Source organism: Marinobacter salsuginis, assembly GCF_009617755.1.
Lineage (GTDB): Bacteria > Pseudomonadota > Gammaproteobacteria > Pseudomonadales > Oleiphilaceae > Marinobacter > Marinobacter salsuginis.
In genome coordinates, this window is the sequence record NZ_BGZH01000004.1 from 149044 (window position 1) to 167101 (window position 18058).

Sequence of the window (18058 nt, forward strand, 5' to 3'; positions counted from 1 at the left end):
TGTTATGGACCATATCCAGATCAAAGGGGCACGTACCCACAACCTGAAAAACATCGACCTGGATATGCCACGGGACAAGCTGATAGTGATCACCGGCCTTTCCGGCTCCGGGAAATCGTCCCTTGCGTTCGATACGCTTTATGCGGAAGGACAGCGCCGCTATGTAGAATCGCTTTCCACCTATGCCCGCCAGTTTCTTTCGATGATGGAAAAGCCGGACGTAGACCACATCGAAGGTCTGTCGCCCGCCATCTCCATTGAGCAGAAATCCACCTCCCACAACCCGCGCTCGACCGTTGGTACCATCACCGAAATATACGATTACCTGCGCCTGCTCTTTGCCCGTGCCGGTGAGCCTAGATGCCCAGACCATGGCCAGCCCCTGGAAGCTCAGACCATCAGCCAGATGGTGGATCAGGTGGTGGCCATGCCGGAGGACAGCAAATTGATGATCCTCGCGCCGGTGATACGGGACCGGAAGGGCGAACACCTGCAGGTTATCGAAACCATGCGCAGCCAGGGCTTCATCCGCCTGAGGGTGGATGGCACGGTTTACGATATTGACGATGTGCCGGCCCTGGACAAGAAACGCAAGCACCAGATTGATGTGGTCGTTGATCGATTCAAGGTAAAGCCGGGCCTTGAACAGCGCCTGGCAGAAAGCTTTGAAACGGCGCTGCACCTCGCGGACGGAATCGCCCTGGTAGCGCCGATGACCGGTGAAGGCGAAGAACACACATTCTCCGCCCGTTACGCTTGCACCCAATGCGGCTACGCCCTGAGCGAACTCGAGCCAAAACTGTTTTCGTTTAACAATCCCGCAGGCGCCTGCCCTACCTGCGACGGGCTTGGCGTCAAACAATTCTTCGATCCGGAGAAAATCGTCCAGCACCCAGAGGCCACTCTGGCATCGGGCGCCATCAAGGGCTGGGATCGCCGGGCCGTCTACTACTTCCAGATGCTGGGCAGCGTGGCAGATCACTACGGTATTGACCTGGAAACGGCCTGGGCGGACCTTCCCGAGGATTTCCGAAATGTACTGCTGTTCGGCTCGGGGAAAGAAGACATTCCTTTTCGCTATGTGAACTCCCGTGGCCATATCATGGAAAAGGCCCACCCATTCGAGGGCATTCTTCCCAACCTTGAGCGGCGCTACCGTGAAACTGACTCTCAAAGCATGCGAGAGGAACTGGCTCGCAACCTCAGCACACAGCCCTGCAAGGAGTGCGGGGGTTCCCGTCTGCGCCGTAGCGCCCGCCATGTGTTTATTGAAGAACACAATATTTCGGACGTTACCCATCTGCCGGTTGGCGAGGCCCATGATTACTTCGAAACCCTCGCCCTACCGGGCCGGAAGGGCGAAATTGCCGAGAAAATTCTGAAAGAAGTCCGTCAAAGGCTCCAGTTCCTGGTGAACGTGGGGTTGGAGTACCTCACCCTGGAGCGAAGCGCCGACACCCTCTCCGGGGGCGAAGCCCAGCGTATTCGCCTGGCGAGCCAGATCGGCGCCGGACTGGTAGGCGTCATGTACATCCTCGACGAACCCTCCATCGGGCTCCACCAGCGGGACAATGACCGCCTGCTGGCCACCCTCACCCACCTGCGTGATCTGGGCAATACGGTAATTGTCGTCGAGCACGATGAAGACGCCATTCGAGCCGCCGACCATGTGATTGATATCGGCCCGGGCGCCGGCGTCCACGGCGGCCACATCATCGGCCAGGGCACGCCTCAACAGATTATCGACAACCCGGATTCTCTGACTGGCCAATACCTCAAAGGCAGCCGGGAGATAGCCGTACCCAGTACGCGGAACAAAGGCGGCGGAAAATCAGTGACCCTTGCTGGTGCTACCGGTAACAACCTGAAAGATGTAACCCTGAACCTGCCTCTGGGCATCATGACCTGCATCACCGGCGTGTCCGGGTCCGGCAAGTCCACGCTGATCAACAGCACCCTGTATCCGGTCGCCGCCGCGAAACTCAACAAGGCCACCAGTCTGAACCACGCGCCCTACCAGTCACTCAAGGGGCTCGACCATCTGGACAAGGTCATCGATATCGACCAGAGCCCCATCGGCCGCACACCGCGTTCCAACCCCGCGACCTACACAGGACTGTTCACGCCGATCAGGGAACTGTTCGCCGGAACCCAGGAAGCCCGCTCACGGGGTTACAAGCCCGGCCGATTCTCCTTCAACGTCAAGGGCGGCCGCTGCGAAGCCTGCCAGGGCGACGGCGTGATCAAGGTAGAAATGCACTTCCTGCCAGACGTCTACGTACCCTGCGATGTTTGCAAGGGCAAACGCTACAACCGCGAAACCCTGGAAGTCCGGTACAAGGGCAAGAACATCAACGAAGTGCTGGAAATGACCGTGGAAGAGGGACGTGAGTTCTTCGATGCGGTCCCCTTCATCGCCCGCAAACTCCAAACCCTGATCGACGTCGGCCTGTCCTACATCCGCCTCGGCCAGAGCGCCGTGACCCTCTCCGGTGGCGAAGCACAGCGGGTCAAACTTGCCAAAGAACTGTCCAAACGGGACACCGGCAAAACGCTCTACATTCTTGACGAGCCCACCACCGGCCTGCACTTCTACGACATCCAGCAGCTTCTGAATGTCCTGGAGAGGCTCCGCGACCACGGCAACACCATCGTGGTGATCGAGCACAACCTGGACGTCATCAAGACCGCAGACTGGATCGTCGATCTGGGCCCAGAAGGCGGCTCTGGTGGCGGCCAGATCATTGCAGAGGGAACCCCGGAGGAAGTAGCAGAGAACGCCGCTTCCCACACAGGACGTTACCTCAAGCCCATGCTGACAAAGTAATTGGCGGGCAATGAATAGCTCTGTCGGCAAGGGGGTGGGGGTTTATTTTATGCCGGAAAAAGATGTCTGAGCGAAGCGAGTTATTTTTCCAAAGAAAATAAACCCCCACCCCCTTGCCAGCCACCCAACCGCGAAGGCTACCAATTTCCTAAAACCCAGACACAAAAAAACCGGGCCCTCACGGAACCCGGTTTTTCTGTGGTTGGCCAAAGCCGAAGAAATTAATCCTCGTCTTCGTCCACCTCTTCCGCTTCAATATCCAGCGGACGACCAACCAGCTCAACAAATGCCATCGGGGCATTGTCGCCGGCACGGAAGCCACACTTCAGGATACGAAGGTATCCACCCGGACGCTCGCTGTAACGGGGGCCCAGCTCATCAAACAGCTTGGCAACCGCTGCATCGTCACGCAGGCGTGAGAACGCCAGACGACGATTCGCGACCGAATCATTCTTGGAAAGCGTGATCAAAGGCTCAGCTACCCGACGAAGCTCTTTGGCTTTCGGCAGCGTTGTTTTGATCAGCTCGTGTTCAACCAGTGACGCAGTCATGTTACGGAACATGGCCTTGCGATGCGCACTGGTCCTGCTGAACTTACGACCACTCTTACGATGACGCATTGCTCTTATTCCTTACCTTAAACTAATCGGCGATTAACCGCCCAGAACCCGGTCGTCGCCACGAAGGCTAGCCGGCGGCCAGTTATCAAGACGCATACCCAGTGACAGACCACGGGACGCCAAAACGTCCTTGATCTCGGTCAGCGACTTTTTACCAAGGTTAGGCGTCTTCAACAGCTCAACTTCTGTGCGCTGGATAAGATCGCCGATGTAGTAAATGTTCTCAGCCTTCAAGCAGTTAGCTGAACGCACTGTCAATTCCAGATCATCAACCGGGCGCAGCAGGATAGGATCGATTTCTTCCTCTTCCTCAACGCGCTCAGGCTCTTTCTCATGATCGAAATCAACAAACACCGCCAGTTGCTGCTGGAGGATGGTGGCCGCCCGGCGAATCGCTTCTTCCGGGTCGATGGTGCCATTGGTCTCCAGGTCGATAACCAGCTTGTCCAGATCGGTCCGCTGCTCTACCCGTGCGCTTTCCACGGCGTAAGCCACGCGACGAACCGGGCTGAATGTTGCATCCAGCTGCAGACGTCCGATGGCGCGAGTTTCGTCCTCGTCGAGACCACGCTGGTCTGCCGGCTCATAGCCGCGACCGCGAGCCACACGGAGACGCATGTTCACTTCACCATTCTCGCTAAGGTGACAGATCACGTGCTCCGGGTTGGCAATCTCGACGTCATGATCCAGCTTGATATCACCTGCTGTCACAACGCCCGGGCCTTTCTTGCTGAGCGTAAGCTCGGCATCGTCCCGACCGTTCATTTTTACGGCTACGCCTTTGAGATTCAGAAGAATCTCGATGACGTCTTCCTGGACACCCTCAATGGCGCTGTACTCGTGCAGGACACCGTCGATCTGCGCTTCAGTCACGGCGCAGCCCGGCATCGAAGACAAGAGAATCCGGCGCAGTGCACTGCCCAGGGTATGACCAAAGCCTCTTTCCAGAGGCTCAAGCGTAACCTTGGCACGCGTGGCGCTTGATTCCTTCACGTCAATGGTACGAGGTGTCAATAACTCATGTACTGAACGCTGCATAGACGCCCCTATCTGCTATCGTTGCTAACTGGGCTTTACTTGGAGTAAAGCTCGACGATGAGGTTCTCGTTGATGTCGGCCGGCAGTTCAGTACGCTCAGGTACTGACTTGTAAACGCCGGACATCTTGTTGGCGTCGACCTCTACCCAGCTCACCGGTGCACGGCTTGCAGACAGATCCAGTGCGCCTTTAACACGCAGCTGGTTCTTCGCCTTCTCACGCACGCTCACAACATCACCCGGACGGACCTGGTAAGACGGGATGTTCACCGACTTGTCGTTAACCAGGATCGCCTTGTGAGAGACGAGCTGACGGGCTTCTGCACGGGTGGAACCAAAGCCCATGCGGTATACAACGTTATCAAGACGGCCTTCCAAAAGTTGCAGCAGGTTTTCACCAGTTGCACCCTTGCCTCGGGCGGCCTCTTTGTAATAGTTGCGGAACTGCTTCTCGAGAACGCCGTAGATACGACGAACTTTCTGTTTTTCACGAAGCTGTACGCCGTACTCGGACAGACGACCGCGACGCGCGCCGTGCATACCCGGCGGAGTCTCGATGTTGCACTTTGAATCGAGCGCGCGAACACCGCTCTTCAGAAAAAGATCTGTCCCTTCACGACGAGACAGCTTGCACTTCGGGCCTATATAACGAGCCATAATTCACTGTCTCCTGTGTTAGACGCGGCGCTTCTTGGGCGGACGACAGCCGTTGTGGGGAATCGGCGTCACATCTGTGATGTTGGTGATCTTGTAGCCACACGCGTTCAGCGCGCGAACTGCAGATTCACGTCCGGGCCCAGGACCCTTAACCTCTACGTCCAGGTTTTTAAGGCCGTATTCAGCAGCCGCATTACCGGCTCTTTCAGCTGCTACCTGCGCAGCAAAAGGTGTACTCTTGCGTGACCCACGGAAACCGGAACCACCGGAGGTGGCCCAGGACAGGACGTTGCCCTGACGGTCAGAAATGGTCACGATAGTGTTGTTGAAGGACGCGTGAATGTGCGCGACGCCATCAACAACCGTCTTTTTCACCTTTTTACGGGTACGTGTACCTGGCTTTGCCATGTTTGCCTACCTGTTACTTACGAATAGGTTTGCGTGGACCTTTACGGGTGCGTGCGTTGGTCTTGGTGCGCTGGCCACGGACCGGAAGGCCATGACGATGACGCAGACCACGGTGGCATCCGAGATCCTTCAAACGCTTGATGTTCATCTGTACTTCACGACGCAGATCGCCTTCGACAGACACCTTGCCCACTTCGGTACGAAGTGCTTCAAGCTGCTCATCGCTAAGGTCTTTGACCTTGACGTCCGGCTTGACGCCGGTTGCATCGCAAAGCTTCTGGGCTGTGGTCTTGCCAACACCAAAGATGTAGGTCAGCGAGACAACAGCATGTTTGTGATCGGGTATATTGACACCGGCTATACGTGCCATCCAAATTACTCCGCGTTCAAAGCTTTGCTGTGTGAATTTTCCGCCACAAAAAGGGCGCGAAATAATAGCGCCTGACCCCGCATGGAGTCAAGCGCCATCATTTCGAAACCCTACAATGTCAGGAAGGATCCCTTCAGGAATCAGCCCTGGCGTTGCTTGTGACGAGGCTCCGAGCAAATGACTCGTACCGAGCCATTGCGACGAATTACTTTGCAGTTACGGCAAATTTTCTTTACCGAAGCGCGTACTTTCATTGTCGACTCCAGTTTTCAAGGGGAACGGGGTTAACCGTTCCGACCATAGCCCTTGAGATTGGACTTCTTCATCAGTGATTCATACTGATGGGACATCAGGTGCGACTGAACCTGCGCCATGAAATCCATCACCACGACTACAACAATCAGCAGTGAGGTACCGCCCAGATAGAACGGAACATTCCCGGCCACCATCAGGAACTGAGGGAACAGGGAAACTGCTGCAATGTACATTGCACCGAACAGCGTCAGACGGGTCAGAACACCATCGATATACTTGGCAGTCTGATCACCAGGACGAATGCCCGGAATAAACGCTCCAGAGCGCTTGAGGTTATCCGCAACTTCTTTCGGGTTGTACATCAGCGCTGTGTAGAAGAAGCAGAAGAAAACCACTGCTGCCGCAAACAGGATAATGTACAACGGCTGGCTTGGCGCCAGGGCCTGGGAGATATCACTCAACCATTCCATACCCTCGCCCTGGCCGAACCACTGACCCAGAGATGCAGGGAACAGCAGAATGGATGAGGCGAAGATCGGCGGAATGACACCCGCCATGTTCACCTTCAAAGGCAAATGGCTGGACTGCTGAGCAAACACCCGGCGCCCCTGTTGCCGCTTGGCGTAGTTGATCGTCAACCGGCGCTGACCGCGCTCCATGAACACCACGAAGCCAATGACAGCGACCGCAAGAACGCCAATACCCAGGACGACCAGCAGGCTCATCTCACCATTACGGGCCTGCTCGAGCGTCTGACCGATAGCGCCGGGCAACCCGGCAACAATACCGGCGAAGATCAAGAGAGAAATGCCGTTACCGACACCCCGCTCGGTGATCTGCTCGCCAAGCCACATCATGAACACGGCGCCACTTACGAACGACACAACCGCCACGAAGTGGAAGCTGAAGCTGTCATTGAAGGTGACACCTTGTGATGCCAGGCCGACAGAAATACCAAAACCCTGAACCAGGGCAAGGATAACCGTACCATACCGCGTGTACTGGCTGATCTTTCGACGACCAGCTTCGCCTTCTTTTTTCAGCTGCTCAAGCTGCGGGCTGACCGCAGTCATGAGCTGCATGATAATAGAGGCCGAAATATACGGCATGATACCGAGAGCGAAGATACTCATGCGCTCAAGCGCACCACCGGAAAACATGTTGAACATGCTCAGGATTGTGCCCTGGTTCTGTTCAAACAGTGCCGCCAGACGGTCGGGGTTGATACCCGGCACCGGGATGTGGGCACCAATCCGGTACACCAGCAATGCCAGGAAGACAAACCAGAGCCGCGATCGCAGCTCTGCCAGTCCTTTACCCGCGCCCGCAGGCAATGATGCGTTCTTGGCCATTTAGTCCTCGACTCGCCTTAGTCTTCGACTTTACCACCCGCGGCAGAAATTGCCTCGCGCGCGCCTTTGGTTACCCGAAGTCCCTTCACGGTTACCGGCCGGCTCAATTCACCAGACAAGATAACCTTGGCTTCGCGAATTTCCCCGCGAATGATGTCCGCCTTCTTCAGGGCTTCCAGATCCACCACATCGCCTTCAACCTTCGCCAGTTCGTTCAGGCGAATTTCTGCAACGTAACGCTGCTGACGGGAGGTGAAACCAAACTTCGGCAGACGACGGGCCAACGGCTGCTGACCACCCTCGAAACCGGGCGCTACGCTGCCGCCGGAACGGGATTTCAGACCTTTGTGACCACGACCGCCGGTTTTACCGAGACCGCTACCGATACCACGACCGACACGCTTGGGTGCCTGGCGTGAACCGGGTTCCGGACTAAGTTCGTTCAGACGCATCTTAGTTCTCCTCAACCCGAACCAGGTAATCAACCCGGTTGATCATGCCGCGGATAGACGGAGTATCTTCCACTTCCACGGTGTGACCGATTTTACGAAGACCCAGGCCCTTGACGCACAGCTTGTGCTTGGGCTGGCAGCCGATGGGGCTGCGGGTCAGAGTTACTTTGATCGTTTTTGCGTTCGCCATGACTTCAACCCAGAATCTCTTCCACGGTCTTACCGCGCTTGGCTGCAATATCTTCAGGCGCTTGAGTTGCCTGGAGACCCTTGATGGTGGAACGTACCACGTTCACCGGGTTGGTAGACCCGTAACACTTGGACAGTACGTTCTGAACACCCGCCACTTCCAGTACCGCACGCATCGCACCGCCGGCGATGATACCAGTACCTTCGGAAGCTGGCTGCATGTAGACCTTAGAGCCGCCATGCTGAGCCTTAACCGGGTATTGCAGGGTAGTGCCGTCAAGCGGAACTTCTACCATGTTCTTGCGTGCAGCTTCCATGGCCTTCTGGATGGCGACCGGCACTTCACGCGCCTTGCCACGACCGAAACCAACGCGACCTTTACCATCACCCACTACTGTCAGTGCGGTGAAGGCGAAAATACGGCCACCTTTAACAACCTTGGCGACACGATTGACCTGGACCAGCTTCTCCTGGAGCTCAGGCGCCTTCTGTTCGTTAACGCTCATCTTCTCCACCTCTTAGAATTGCAAGCCAGCTTCACGGGCTGCGTCGGCCAGAGCCTGAATACGGCCGTGATAACGGTAACCGGAGCGGTCAAAAGCAACCTGCTCAACACCTGCTGCCTTGGCACGCTCAGCAATCAGCTGACCAACCTTCTTGGCAGCGTCCACGTTACCGGTTGCACCCTGGCGCAGTTCCTTATCCAACGTGGAGGCAGAAGCCAGCACTTTGCTGCCGTCTGCAGTCGTGACCTGGGCGTACATGTGACGCGGTGTGCGGTGAACGCACAGACGATTGGTACCCAGTTCACGGATCTTCATGCGCACTTTGCGTGCGCGACGCAATCTTTCGTTATTCGCGCTCATAGTCCCGCCTTATTTCTTCTTGGCTTCTTTGCGTCTGACCTGCTCATCCGCATAACGAACACCCTTACCCTTATAAGGCTCGGGCGGACGGAACGCGCGGACTTCCGCAGCGACCTGGCCAACCTGTTGCTTGTCGATACCGCGAATCACAACTTCCGTATTGGACGGAGTTTCTGCGGTAATCCCCTCGGGCAGCTCGTACTCGACCGGGTGAGAAAAACCCAGTGTCAGATTGAGCTTCTTACCTTGCGCCTGGGCACGGTAACCTACGCCCGTCAGCTGGAGTTTACGTTCCCAGCCTGTTGAAACACCGGTCACCATGTTGTTGACCAGTGCACGAGTAGTACCAGCAAGAGCGCGGGACTTTGTAGCACCATCGCGGGCCGCAAAGCGCAGAACATTCTCTTCCTGCTTTACTTCAACCGCCTGGTGAATGGTGATTTGAAGCGCTCCCTTGGAACCCTTCACACTAATTTCCTGTCCGTTCAGCTTAACCTCAACACCGGAAGGCAGCACGACAGGATTATTGGCAACCCTGGACATGTGTATCTCCTAGAATACGGTGCAGATGACTTCGCCACCCACGCCAGCAGCTCGTGCGGCGCGGTCTGTCATAACGCCCTTGGACGTTGAGACAATCGCGACTCCCAGACCACCGGATACTTTCGGCAGTTCCCCAGCGCCTTTGTACTGGCGCAGACTCGGACGGCTGACCCGCTTGATCTCTTCAATGACCGGCTTGCCGCCGAAGTATTTCAGAGTAATCGTCAGCTCGGGCTTCGCGTCGGCTGAAACGGAGAAATCGTCAACGTAACCTTCGTCCTTGAGGACCTGGGCTACGGAGATCTTCATCTTTGAAGACGGCATCGTAACGTCTGCTTTTGATGCCATCTGTGCATTACGGATACGGGTAAACATATCCGCAAGCGTGTCTTGCATACTCATTGGTATGAGGCTCCTGATCTTTTTAGTTGTGCAGCGGCTTGCCGCACCGCTTACCAACAGGCACCTGACCGAAGTCAGGATGCCTATCTTACCAGCTTGCCTTGGTCAGGCCCGGAACGTCACCGCGCATGCCGTATTCACGGAGCTTGATCCGTGACAGCTCGAACTTGCGCAGAACGCCGTGGGGACGACCAGTCACCTGGCAACGATTACGAAGACGTGAGGGGGAAGCATCGCGAGGAAGCTGCTGAAGCTTCATCTGTGCATCCCAACGCTCTTCATCGCTGGTATTCGGGTTCTTGATAATCGCCTTGAGCTCGGCACGCTTCGCTGCAAACTTTGCAACGGTCTTTTCGCGCTTGAGCTCACGGTTTTTCATGGAAACCTTAGCCATTACACTCGTTCCTTATTTCTTGAACGGAAAGCCGAAGGCTTTCAACAGTTCGCGACCTTCATCGTCGGTACCGGCAGTGGTGGTAATGGTGATGTCCAGACCACGGATCTTGTCGACTTTGTCGTACTCGATCTCTGGGAAAATGATCTGCTCACGCACACCCATGCTGTAGTTACCACGACCGTCGAACGACTTGGGATTCAGACCCCGGAAGTCACGAATGCGGGGAACCGCAATGTGAACCAGGCGATCAAAGAAGTCCCACATACGCTCGCCGCGCAGGGTAACCTTACAGCCGATAGGCCAACCTTCACGGATCTTGAAACCCGCAACGGATTTACGTGCCTTGGTAACAACGGCTTTCTGACCTGCCAGGCGCTCAAGATCCGCCACGGCATTTTCAATCAGCTTCTTGTCACCAACCGCTTCGCCGACACCCATGTTAAGGGTGATCTTTTCGATACGCGGCACCTGCATGATGTTCTTGTAGCTGAACTCTTTCTGCAGGGCGGGTACCACTTCCTTACTGTACTGCTCTTTCATGTTAAGCATCGTAACCACCACCGCTTACTGGTTATCGACAGCTTCATTCGTGGACTTGAAGATCCGCACTTTCGCGCCGTCTTCCTTGATCTGGAAGCCTACGCGATCGGCTTTGCCGGTCTGCGGATTAAAAATAGCCACGTTGGAAGCCTGGATAGGTGCTTCTTTTTCGACGATGCCACCTGGGGTGCCCAGCATCGGGTTCGGCTTGGTGTGCTTCTTGATCATATTGATCCCTGAAACAACCATGCGGCCATCGTCCTGAACCTTCAGGACTTTACCACGTTTGCCTTTGTCTTTCCCCGTGGTGACGATTACTTCGTCATCTCGTTTGATCTTTTTCATAACCGGCCTCTGGTCCTTTAAAGTACTTCGGGTGCCAGTGAGATAATTTTCATGAACTTCTCATTACGCAGTTCACGGGTAACCGGTCCGAAGATACGGGTACCGATAGGAGCGTCCTGATTGTTCAGAAGTACTGCCGCGTTTCCGTCGAAACGGATCAGCGAACCGTCGGGACGGCGAACACCCTTACGAGTGCGCACCACGACAGCTTTCAGGACCTGGCCTTTCTTCACCTTACCGCGGGGAATGGCTTCCTTGACGGTCACCTTGATGATATCCCCAACGCTGGCATAACGCCGGTGTGAACCGCCCAGGACCTTGATGCACATCACCTGACGCGCACCGCTGTTATCCGCGACTTCAAGCATTGTTTGAGTCTGAATCATGGTTGTTCTCCGGGCGAATTACACCTTGGATGCACGTTCAGTGACTTCCACCAGGGCCCAGCTCTTGGTCTTGGAGACCGGACGGGTTTCCTGAATGGTCACAGTGTCACCGATGTTGCACTGATTGCTCTCATCGTGAGCGTGGATCTTGGTTGAACGCTTCATGTACTTACCGTACAGCGGGTGTTTCACCTGACGCTCGACCAGCACCACGATGGATTTCTCCATCTTGTTGCTCACGACCTTGCCGCTCAGAGTTCTGGCAGTTTGGGTAGCTTCGGTCATGTCACTGTCCTGCCTTTTCGTTCAATACTGTTTTCACGCGAGCGATGTCGCGCTTCACCTTGCCGAGAAGGTGAGACTGATTCAGCTGACCTGTCGCCTTACGCATGCGCAGGTTGAACTGCTCCTTCAGGAGGTCGATCAGCTCTTTGTTCAGCTCCTCGACTGACTTTTCACGCAGCTCTGTTGCTTTCATCACATCACCGTCCTCGTTACAAAGGTGGTCTGTACCGGCAGTTTGGCCGCGGCGAGAGTGAACGCATCGCGTGCTACGTCTTCAGCAACGCCTTCCATCTCGTAGAGCATGCGGCCTGGCTGGATTTCAGCCACCCAATACTCGACAGAACCTTTACCTTTACCCATTCGAACTTCAAGCGGCTTGCTGGAGATCGGCTTGTCCGGGAAAATCCGGATCCAGATCTTTCCGCCCCGCTTGATGCGGCGAGTCATGGTACGACGTGCCGCCTCAATCTGGCGCGCAGTTATACGCCCACGACTGGTCGCCTTCAATCCGTATTCACCGAAGCTCACCTTGTTGGCGCGGTGAGCAAGACCGGTGTTACGGCCTTTCATTACCTTGCGGAATTTGGTGCGTTTTGGTTGCAGCATAAGAGTGCCCCTTTACTTAGAACCTTTCTTCCCAGAGGCTTTCTTGTCAGCACGGACCTGCTCCATACCACCAAGAATCTCACCTTTGAAGATCCATACCTTGACGCCGATTACGCCGTAAGTGGTATGCGCTTCGTAGGTTGCGTAATCAATATCTGCACGCAGAGTGTGCAGAGGAACACGACCTTCGCGATACCACTCGGAACGCGCGATTTCAGCACCCCCGAGACGACCGCCTACCTGGATCTTGATACCCTTGGCACCCTGGCGCATGGCGTTCTGTACCGCACGCTTCATAGCGCGACGGAACATCACACGACGCTCCAGCTGGCCGGCAACGTTTTGCGCTACCAGGCGGGCATCGAGGTCCGGCTTGCGGACTTCTTCGATGTTGATGTGCACAGGCACACCCATCATGTCGCTGACTTCGCGACGCAGACGATCAACATCTTCACCCTTCTTACCGATAACAATACCGGGACGGGCAGTATGGATCGTGATACGGGCGTTCTGAGCAGGGCGCTCGATCACAATCTTGCTGACAGACGCCTTAACCAGACGCTTGTCGAGGAACTCACGAACCTGAATGTCATTCAGCAGGTTCTTGGAGTATTCCTTTTTGTCGGCATACCAGACTGAGTTGTGCTCTTTGATCACACCCAGGCGAATGCCGGTTGGATTTACTTTATGACCCATCTGAGCATCTCCTACTTGTCGGCGACCTTGACGGTGATATGGCAGGTGCGCTTGAAAATACGGTCAGCGCGCCCCTTGGCTCGAGCTTTGATTCGCTTGAGCGTCGGACCCTCATCCACCATGACGGTGGAAACCCGCAGTTCGTCAACGTCCAGACCTTCGTTGTGCTCAGCGTTGGCGATGGCGGACTCAAGAGCTTTCTTGATCACGACCGCCGCCTTCTTCGGGCTGAAAGTCAGAATGTTCAGGGCGTCCTCAACAGCCTTGCCGCGTACTTGGTCAGCGACAAGACGTGCTTTCTGAGCTGAGAGGCGAGCGCCCTTGTACTTGGCTGCTACTTCCATTTCGATTACCTCAGAATCAGCGTTTAGCTTTCTTGTCGGCCGCATGACCACGATAAGTACGCGTTGCCGCGAACTCACCCAGCTTATGTCCAACCATATCTTCGGTGACATAAACCGGCACGTGCTGCTTGCCGTTGTGGACTGCAATGGTCAGGCCTACCATCTCTGGAAAGACTGTTGACCGGCGGGACCAGGTTTTGATCGGCCGCTTGTCGTTAGCTTCCAGAGCTGCCTCGACCTTCTTCAACAGATGCAGGTCTATAAAAGGACCTTTCTTCAAAGAACGTGGCACAGCAATTACCTCTATGTAGTCGTTTACTTGGCCGAACGACGACGTACTATCATCTTGTCAGTACGCTTGTTCTTACGAGTCTTATGCCCTTTGGTCGGAACACCCCACGGAGTAACCGGGTGACGCCCGCCAGAGGTACGCCCTTCACCACCACCATGCGGGTGGTCAACTGGGTTCATAGCAACACCACGTACTGTTGGCCGTTTGCCGCGCCAACGTGATGCACCCGCTTTACCAAGCTGCTTGAGGCTGTGCTCGCTGTTGGATACTTCACCCAGCGTTGCACGGCAATCTACAAGCACCTTACGCATTTCACCTGAGCGCAGGCGGATGGTGGCATATGCACCTTCCCGGGCAACCAGCTGTACGGATGCGCCCGCAGAGCGAGCCAGCTGTGCACCTTTGCCAGGCTTGAGTTCGACGCAGTGGATCACAGAACCGACCGGAATGTTCCGGAGCGGCAGAGTGCTACCCACCTTGATTGGCGCGTCGATACCAGAGCGCACAGGATCACCGATCTGCATACCCTTGGGAGCGATAATGTAGCGACGCTCGCCATCGGCATACTTCAGCAGTGCAATGTGCGCAGAGCGGTTCGGATCGTATTCCAGGCGCTCAATGACCGCCGGGATACCATCTTTGGTCCGCTTGAAATCGATGACACGGTAGTGCTTCTTGTGGCCACCACCCGTGTGACGGGTTGTGATGCGGCCTACATTGTTACGACCACCCGTCTTGTTCTTTCTTTCTACCAACGGCTCGTAGGGGCGCCCAGTATGGAGATCCGGGTTGTAAAGCTTTACAACGTGACGGCGTCCGGCAGATGTTGGTTTGGTTTTGACGATCGGCATATTACGACCCCTTTACCTTATTCCACATCCAGAAAATCGATGTCCTGACCTTCTGCCAGCTTGACGTAAGCCTTACGAATGTCATTACGCTTGCCGAACCCGCGGATAGTGCGCTTGAGCTTACCCTTACGGTTCAGAACCTGAACACCTTCTACGGTGACGTTGAACAGCTGCTCAACGGCTTTCTTGATCTCGGGCTTGGTGGCATCTGGTGCTACACGAAACACAACCTGACCACGCTCTGCTGCCAGAGACGCTTTTTCCGATACGTGCGGTCCAAGCAGGACCTTGTAAATACGTTCCTGATTCATCCCAGCATCTCCTCGATCTTCTTCAGAGCGGGAACGGTCACAACGACCTTCTCGAAGGCAACCAGGCTAACCGGATCCAGACCAGCAATATCACGCACATCAACGTGCGGGATGTTGCGTGAGGCCAGGTGCAGGTTCTGCTCGACGTTGTCGGACAGAATCAGCGCATTGGTCACACCGATGTCCTTCAGCTTGGCGTTGAATGCCTTGGTCTTCGGGCTGTCAACGTTCATGTCGTCAACAACAACCAGACGCTCCTGGCGAACCAGCTCGGAAAAAATGGAGCGCATCGCTGCGCGGTACATTTTGCGGTTAACCTTCTGCTCGAAGCCACGGGGCTTGGCAGCAAAGGTAACGCCACCGGAGCGCCAGATCGGGCTGCGGATGGTACCAGCTCGGGCACGACCGGTGCCCTTCTGACGCCATGGCTTCTTACCGCCGCCGCTTACTTCGGAACGCGTCTTCTGAGCCTTGGTACCCTGGCGGGCGCCTGCCATGTAGGCAGTCACAACCTGGTGAACCAGCGACTCGTTAAAATCTTTGGCGAATGCGGCGTCGGAAACAGAAATTCCTTTGCCGCTACCTGTAATAGTCAATTCCATCGCACCGCTCCTCAGGCTTTAACTGCAGGCTTGATGACAACATCGCCGCCAGTTGCGCCGGGAACGGCACCACTTACCAGCAGCAGGTTGCGCTCGGCGTCGACACGGACGATCTTCAGGTTCTGCACAGTTACCTGAGCGTTACCCATCTGGCCCGCCATCTTTTTGCCCTTGAATACCTTGCCCGGAGTCTGGTTCTGACCAATGGAACCCGGAGCACGGTGAGACAGAGAGTTACCGTGAGTGGCGTCCTGCATTGAGAAGTTCCAGCGCTTTACGCCGCCCTGGAAGCCTTTACCCTTGGACTGACCGATGGCATCAACCACCTGACCGTCCTCAAATACAGAAGCTGTAATTTCGCCACCGGCGGCCAGGTCTTCACCTTCGCCATCAGCAAGACGGAATTCCCACATACCACGACCGGCTTCAACGCCAGCCTTGGCAAAATGGCCCGCTTCGCTCTTGGTAACACGAGAGGAACGACGAGTACCGACTGTCACCTGTACGGCGCGGTAGCCATCGCTTTCAAGAGTTTTCAGTTGGGTAATGCGGTTGGGCTCAACCTCGATTACCGTTACGGGCAGCGCCTGCCCATCTTCCGTAAAAATACGGGTCATACCGGCCTTACGACCGACAACACCAATTGCCATGTTTCACCTCTTAAGTGTACGGGGCTCTCACCCTCTATGGCCTTATGACAGTTACACAGACTAATACCGGGCGGTATTAGCCGAGGCTGATCTGAACGTCTACACCTGCTGCCAGGTCCAGTTTCATCAGAGCATCTACTGTCTTTTCCGTCGGCTCAACGATGTCGAGCAAACGCTTATGCGTACGAATTTCATACTGATCGCGCGCGTCCTTGTTGACGTGCGGAGAGATCAATACGGTGTACTTTTCCTTCCGCGTCGGCAGAGGGATAGGGCCACGCACCTGAGCGCCGGTCCGCTTGGCGGTATCGACGATCTCCTGCGTGGACTGGTCGATCAGGCGATAATCAAACGCCTTCAACCGGATTCGAATTTTTTGGCTTTGCATGATGCACCAAACTCCACTCGTAGCAGCTACTTGTTAGCCGACCTTCAAAAAAAGGAGCCGCATTGTATGCATAATACCCAACCCTGTCAACAACAATGCTGGTTGACCAGGTCAGGCAGGCTTTGCGACTGAAACAGAAAAAGGGGCTGAAGAATCAGCCCCTTTTTCCTGATCAAACGAGGAGATTACTCGATGATCTTGGAGACTACGCCGGCACCAACGGTACGGCCGCCTTCACGAATCGCGAAGCGCAGACCATCTTCCATGGCGATCGGAGCAATCAGGGTAACACTCATCTTGACGTTGTCACCCGGCATAACCATTTCCACACCTTCCGGCAGTTCGCAAGAACCGGTTACGTCGGTAGTACGGAAGTAGAACTGCGGACGGTAGCCCTTGAAGAACGGAGTGTGACGACCACCTTCTTCTTTGGACAGAACGTACACTTCGCACTCGAACTTGGTGTGCGGAGTGATGGAACCCGGAACCGCCAGAACCTGACCACGCTCAACGTCGTCACGCTTGGTACCACGCAGCAGTGCACCAATGTTCTCACCGGCACGGCCTTCGTCCAGCAGCTTGCGGAACATTTCAACACCGGTACAGGTGGTCTTGACGGTATCACGAATACCAACAATCTCGACTTCGTCACCAGTCTTGATAACGCCACGCTCAACACGGCCGGTCACAACAGTACCACGACCAGAGATGGAGAAGACGTCCTCGATCGGCATCAGGAAAGGCTGATCGATCGCACGCTCCGGCTCAGGGATGTAGTCATCCAGAGCTTCTACCAGCTTCTTGACAGCGGTAGTACCCATCTCGTTGTCATCCTTGCCTTCCAGCGCCATCAGCGCGGAACCAGTGATGATCGGAGTGTCGTCGCCCGGGAAGTCGTACTGGCTCAGCAGATCACGAACTTCCATCTCGACAAGCTCGAGCAGCTCTTCATCGTCTACCATGTCCGCTTTGTTCAGGAACACAACGATGTAAGGTACACCAACCTGACGGGACAGCAGGATGTGCTCACGGGTCTGCGGCATGGGGCCGTCAGCTGCGGAGCAAACCAGGATCGCGCCGTCCATCTGTGCCGCACCAGTGATCATGTTCTTAACATAGTCAGCGTGGCCCGGGCAGTCTACGTGAGCGTAGTGACGGGTCGGAGAATCGTACTCAACGTGGGAAGTGGCGATGGTGATACCACGCGCCTTCTCTTCCGGCGCATTATCGATCTGATCGAATGCGCTGGCGGTACCTGTACCCCAAACTTCGTGACATACGCGGGTCAGCGCTGCGGTCAGGGTGGTCTTACCATGGTCAACGTGACCGATGGTGCCTACGTTCAAGTGCGGTTTACTACGCTCAAATTTTTCTTTAGACACGGTTA

General features: G+C 55.5%; 30 protein-coding genes. 1 reads left to right on the forward strand and 29 read right to left on the reverse strand.

Going from position 1 to position 18058, the window contains the following annotated elements; translation table 11 throughout:
- The first annotated feature begins 4 nt into the window (after positions 1 to 4).
- Positions 5 to 2827: an excinuclease ABC subunit UvrA gene (gene uvrA, locus GJU83_RS17240; RefSeq protein WP_153634812.1), complete on the forward strand. Its 2823-nt coding sequence runs from the start codon at positions 5 to 7 to the stop codon at positions 2825 to 2827.
- A gap of 221 nt (positions 2828 to 3048) precedes the next feature.
- Here the strand turns inward: uvrA and rplQ are convergent, their stop codons facing one another.
- The 29 genes from rplQ to tuf form a co-directional block, all read right to left on the reverse strand.
- On the reverse strand, positions 3049 to 3447 hold the full coding sequence (gene rplQ / locus GJU83_RS17245) for a 50S ribosomal protein L17 (protein ID WP_064230334.1): 399 nt from the start codon (positions 3445 to 3447) through the stop codon (positions 3049 to 3051).
- Positions 3448 to 3480: 33 nt separating this feature from the next.
- Positions 3481 to 4485 (reverse strand): DNA-directed RNA polymerase subunit alpha, encoded by a 1005-nt coding sequence (locus GJU83_RS17250; protein ID WP_008174911.1) that lies wholly within the window; start codon positions 4483 to 4485, stop codon positions 3481 to 3483.
- Between the two features lie 35 nt (positions 4486 to 4520).
- Complete coding sequence (gene rpsD, locus GJU83_RS17255) at positions 4521 to 5141, reverse strand: 30S ribosomal protein S4 (protein WP_069185086.1); 621 nt, start codon at positions 5139 to 5141, stop codon at positions 4521 to 4523.
- An 18-nt stretch (positions 5142 to 5159) separates the two neighbouring features.
- Positions 5160 to 5549 carry a 30S ribosomal protein S11 gene (rpsK, locus tag GJU83_RS17260; RefSeq protein WP_007153992.1) on the reverse strand — a complete coding sequence of 130 codons (390 nt, stop codon included), beginning with the start codon at positions 5547 to 5549 and terminating at the stop codon, positions 5160 to 5162.
- A 13-nt stretch (positions 5550 to 5562) separates the two neighbouring features.
- On the reverse strand, positions 5563 to 5919 hold the full coding sequence (gene rpsM / locus GJU83_RS17265; protein WP_014575963.1) for a 30S ribosomal protein S13: 357 nt from the start codon (positions 5917 to 5919) through the stop codon (positions 5563 to 5565).
- Positions 5920 to 6059: 140 nt separating this feature from the next.
- On the reverse strand, positions 6060 to 6173 hold the full coding sequence (gene rpmJ / locus GJU83_RS17270; protein WP_008174902.1) for a 50S ribosomal protein L36: 114 nt from the start codon (positions 6171 to 6173) through the stop codon (positions 6060 to 6062).
- 30 nt (positions 6174 to 6203) lie between these two features.
- A complete protein-coding gene (gene secY, locus GJU83_RS17275) occupies positions 6204 to 7526 on the reverse strand; it encodes a preprotein translocase subunit SecY (RefSeq protein WP_064230335.1) in 1323 nt (440 codons plus the stop codon).
- A gap of 17 nt (positions 7527 to 7543) precedes the next feature.
- Positions 7544 to 7978, reverse strand: coding sequence for a 50S ribosomal protein L15 (gene rplO, locus GJU83_RS17280; protein WP_069185085.1), 435 nt, complete (start codon positions 7976 to 7978; stop codon positions 7544 to 7546).
- Position 7979: 1 nt separating this feature from the next.
- Positions 7980 to 8168 carry a 50S ribosomal protein L30 gene (gene rpmD / locus GJU83_RS17285; RefSeq protein ID WP_012139786.1) on the reverse strand — a complete coding sequence of 63 codons (189 nt, stop codon included), beginning with the start codon at positions 8166 to 8168 and terminating at the stop codon, positions 7980 to 7982.
- A 4-nt stretch (positions 8169 to 8172) separates the two neighbouring features.
- Entirely contained in the window at positions 8173 to 8673 is a 501-nt protein-coding gene (gene rpsE / locus GJU83_RS17290) for a 30S ribosomal protein S5 (protein ID WP_008174892.1), read from the reverse strand.
- Between the two features lie 12 nt (positions 8674 to 8685).
- On the reverse strand, positions 8686 to 9033 hold the full coding sequence (gene rplR / locus GJU83_RS17295; RefSeq protein WP_041341459.1) for a 50S ribosomal protein L18: 348 nt from the start codon (positions 9031 to 9033) through the stop codon (positions 8686 to 8688).
- Between the two features lie 9 nt (positions 9034 to 9042).
- Entirely contained in the window at positions 9043 to 9576 is a 534-nt protein-coding gene (rplF, locus tag GJU83_RS17300) for a 50S ribosomal protein L6 (protein ID WP_008174888.1), read from the reverse strand.
- A 9-nt stretch (positions 9577 to 9585) separates the two neighbouring features.
- Positions 9586 to 9978, reverse strand: a complete 393-nt coding sequence (gene rpsH / locus GJU83_RS17305; protein WP_069185084.1) for a 30S ribosomal protein S8 — start codon at positions 9976 to 9978, stop codon at positions 9586 to 9588.
- A gap of 88 nt (positions 9979 to 10066) precedes the next feature.
- The gene (gene rpsN / locus GJU83_RS17310; protein WP_012139779.1) at positions 10067 to 10372 is read right to left on the reverse strand and encodes a 30S ribosomal protein S14; all 306 of its coding nucleotides are present in this window, start codon (positions 10370 to 10372) and stop codon (positions 10067 to 10069) included.
- A 12-nt stretch (positions 10373 to 10384) separates the two neighbouring features.
- A complete protein-coding gene (gene rplE / locus GJU83_RS17315; RefSeq protein ID WP_008174883.1) occupies positions 10385 to 10924 on the reverse strand; it encodes a 50S ribosomal protein L5 in 540 nt (179 codons plus the stop codon).
- Between the two features lie 15 nt (positions 10925 to 10939).
- Positions 10940 to 11260 carry a 50S ribosomal protein L24 gene (gene rplX / locus GJU83_RS17320; RefSeq protein WP_069185083.1) on the reverse strand — a complete coding sequence of 107 codons (321 nt, stop codon included), beginning with the start codon at positions 11258 to 11260 and terminating at the stop codon, positions 10940 to 10942.
- 17 nt (positions 11261 to 11277) lie between these two features.
- Entirely contained in the window at positions 11278 to 11646 is a 369-nt protein-coding gene (gene rplN, locus GJU83_RS17325; protein ID WP_007154005.1) for a 50S ribosomal protein L14, read from the reverse strand.
- 18 nt (positions 11647 to 11664) lie between these two features.
- Positions 11665 to 11931 carry a 30S ribosomal protein S17 gene (rpsQ, locus tag GJU83_RS17330; protein WP_008174879.1) on the reverse strand — a complete coding sequence of 89 codons (267 nt, stop codon included), beginning with the start codon at positions 11929 to 11931 and terminating at the stop codon, positions 11665 to 11667.
- Position 11932: 1 nt separating this feature from the next.
- Positions 11933 to 12124, reverse strand: coding sequence for a 50S ribosomal protein L29 (rpmC, locus tag GJU83_RS17335; protein ID WP_008174877.1), 192 nt, complete (start codon positions 12122 to 12124; stop codon positions 11933 to 11935).
- A complete protein-coding gene (gene rplP, locus GJU83_RS17340; protein ID WP_069185082.1) occupies positions 12124 to 12537 on the reverse strand; it encodes a 50S ribosomal protein L16 in 414 nt (137 codons plus the stop codon). The genes rpmC and rplP overlap by 1 nt, the downstream gene beginning before the upstream one ends.
- A 12-nt stretch (positions 12538 to 12549) precedes the next feature.
- Positions 12550 to 13233, reverse strand: a complete 684-nt coding sequence (rpsC, locus tag GJU83_RS17345; protein ID WP_008174872.1) for a 30S ribosomal protein S3 — start codon at positions 13231 to 13233, stop codon at positions 12550 to 12552.
- 11 nt (positions 13234 to 13244) lie between these two features.
- Complete coding sequence (gene rplV, locus GJU83_RS17350; RefSeq protein ID WP_069185081.1) at positions 13245 to 13577, reverse strand: 50S ribosomal protein L22; 333 nt, start codon at positions 13575 to 13577, stop codon at positions 13245 to 13247.
- A 16-nt stretch (positions 13578 to 13593) separates the two neighbouring features.
- Entirely contained in the window at positions 13594 to 13869 is a 276-nt protein-coding gene (gene rpsS / locus GJU83_RS17355; RefSeq protein WP_007154011.1) for a 30S ribosomal protein S19, read from the reverse strand.
- 23 nt (positions 13870 to 13892) lie between these two features.
- A complete protein-coding gene (gene rplB / locus GJU83_RS17360; RefSeq protein ID WP_069185080.1) occupies positions 13893 to 14720 on the reverse strand; it encodes a 50S ribosomal protein L2 in 828 nt (275 codons plus the stop codon).
- 17 nt (positions 14721 to 14737) lie between these two features.
- Entirely contained in the window at positions 14738 to 15031 is a 294-nt protein-coding gene (gene rplW / locus GJU83_RS17365) for a 50S ribosomal protein L23 (RefSeq protein ID WP_008174862.1), read from the reverse strand.
- Positions 15028 to 15633, reverse strand: a complete 606-nt coding sequence (rplD, locus tag GJU83_RS17370; RefSeq protein ID WP_008174860.1) for a 50S ribosomal protein L4 — start codon at positions 15631 to 15633, stop codon at positions 15028 to 15030. The genes rplW and rplD overlap by 4 nt, the downstream gene beginning before the upstream one ends.
- An 11-nt stretch (positions 15634 to 15644) precedes the next feature.
- Complete coding sequence (gene rplC, locus GJU83_RS17375) at positions 15645 to 16283, reverse strand: 50S ribosomal protein L3 (RefSeq protein WP_008174858.1); 639 nt, start codon at positions 16281 to 16283, stop codon at positions 15645 to 15647.
- 76 nt (positions 16284 to 16359) lie between these two features.
- Positions 16360 to 16671 carry a 30S ribosomal protein S10 gene (rpsJ, locus tag GJU83_RS17380; protein WP_004580743.1) on the reverse strand — a complete coding sequence of 104 codons (312 nt, stop codon included), beginning with the start codon at positions 16669 to 16671 and terminating at the stop codon, positions 16360 to 16362.
- Positions 16672 to 16856: 185 nt separating this feature from the next.
- The gene (gene tuf / locus GJU83_RS17385; protein WP_153634813.1) at positions 16857 to 18053 is read right to left on the reverse strand and encodes an elongation factor Tu; all 1197 of its coding nucleotides are present in this window, start codon (positions 18051 to 18053) and stop codon (positions 16857 to 16859) included.
- Positions 18054 to 18058 lie beyond the last annotated feature (5 nt).

Coding starts and splice junctions, on each gene's coding strand:
- uvrA (WP_153634812.1), top strand. CDS start 5: ATGGACCATATCCAGATCAAAGGGGCACGTACCCACAACCTGAAAAAC.
- rplQ (WP_064230334.1), bottom strand. CDS start 3,447: ATGCGTCATCGTAAGAGTGGTCGTAAGTTCAGCAGGACCAGTGCGCAT.
- GJU83_RS17250 (WP_008174911.1), bottom strand. CDS start 4,485: ATGCAGCGTTCAGTACATGAGTTATTGACACCTCGTACCATTGACGTG.
- rpsD (WP_069185086.1), bottom strand. CDS start 5,141: ATGGCTCGTTATATAGGCCCGAAGTGCAAGCTGTCTCGTCGTGAAGGG.
- rpsK (WP_007153992.1), bottom strand. CDS start 5,549: ATGGCAAAGCCAGGTACACGTACCCGTAAAAAGGTGAAAAAGACGGTT.
- rpsM (WP_014575963.1), bottom strand. CDS start 5,919: ATGGCACGTATAGCCGGTGTCAATATACCCGATCACAAACATGCTGTT.
- rpmJ (WP_008174902.1), bottom strand. CDS start 6,173: ATGAAAGTACGCGCTTCGGTAAAGAAAATTTGCCGTAACTGCAAAGTA.
- secY (WP_064230335.1), bottom strand. CDS start 7,526: ATGGCCAAGAACGCATCATTGCCTGCGGGCGCGGGTAAAGGACTGGCA.
- rplO (WP_069185085.1), bottom strand. CDS start 7,978: ATGCGTCTGAACGAACTTAGTCCGGAACCCGGTTCACGCCAGGCACCC.
- rpmD (WP_012139786.1), bottom strand. CDS start 8,168: ATGGCGAACGCAAAAACGATCAAAGTAACTCTGACCCGCAGCCCCATC.
- rpsE (WP_008174892.1), bottom strand. CDS start 8,673: ATGAGCGTTAACGAACAGAAGGCGCCTGAGCTCCAGGAGAAGCTGGTC.
- rplR (WP_041341459.1), bottom strand. CDS start 9,033: ATGAGCGCGAATAACGAAAGATTGCGTCGCGCACGCAAAGTGCGCATG.
- rplF (WP_008174888.1), bottom strand. CDS start 9,576: ATGTCCAGGGTTGCCAATAATCCTGTCGTGCTGCCTTCCGGTGTTGAG.
- rpsH (WP_069185084.1), bottom strand. CDS start 9,978: ATGAGTATGCAAGACACGCTTGCGGATATGTTTACCCGTATCCGTAAT.
- rpsN (WP_012139779.1), bottom strand. CDS start 10,372: ATGGCTAAGGTTTCCATGAAAAACCGTGAGCTCAAGCGCGAAAAGACC.
- rplE (WP_008174883.1), bottom strand. CDS start 10,924: ATGCTTAACATGAAAGAGCAGTACAGTAAGGAAGTGGTACCCGCCCTG.
- rplX (WP_069185083.1), bottom strand. CDS start 11,260: ATGAAAAAGATCAAACGAGATGACGAAGTAATCGTCACCACGGGGAAA.
- rplN (WP_007154005.1), bottom strand. CDS start 11,646: ATGATTCAGACTCAAACAATGCTTGAAGTCGCGGATAACAGCGGTGCG.
- rpsQ (WP_008174879.1), bottom strand. CDS start 11,931: ATGACCGAAGCTACCCAAACTGCCAGAACTCTGAGCGGCAAGGTCGTG.
- rpmC (WP_008174877.1), bottom strand. CDS start 12,124: ATGAAAGCAACAGAGCTGCGTGAAAAGTCAGTCGAGGAGCTGAACAAA.
- rplP (WP_069185082.1), bottom strand. CDS start 12,537: ATGCTGCAACCAAAACGCACCAAATTCCGCAAGGTAATGAAAGGCCGT.
- rpsC (WP_008174872.1), bottom strand. CDS start 13,233: ATGGGTCATAAAGTAAATCCAACCGGCATTCGCCTGGGTGTGATCAAA.
- rplV (WP_069185081.1), bottom strand. CDS start 13,577: ATGGAAGTAGCAGCCAAGTACAAGGGCGCTCGCCTCTCAGCTCAGAAA.
- rplB (WP_069185080.1), bottom strand. CDS start 14,720: ATGCCGATCGTCAAAACCAAACCAACATCTGCCGGACGCCGTCACGTT.
- rplW (WP_008174862.1), bottom strand. CDS start 15,031: ATGAATCAGGAACGTATTTACAAGGTCCTGCTTGGACCGCACGTATCG.
- rplD (WP_008174860.1), bottom strand. CDS start 15,633: ATGGAATTGACTATTACAGGTAGCGGCAAAGGAATTTCTGTTTCCGAC.
- rplC (WP_008174858.1), bottom strand. CDS start 16,283: ATGGCAATTGGTGTTGTCGGTCGTAAGGCCGGTATGACCCGTATTTTT.
- rpsJ (WP_004580743.1), bottom strand. CDS start 16,671: ATGCAAAGCCAAAAAATTCGAATCCGGTTGAAGGCGTTTGATTATCGC.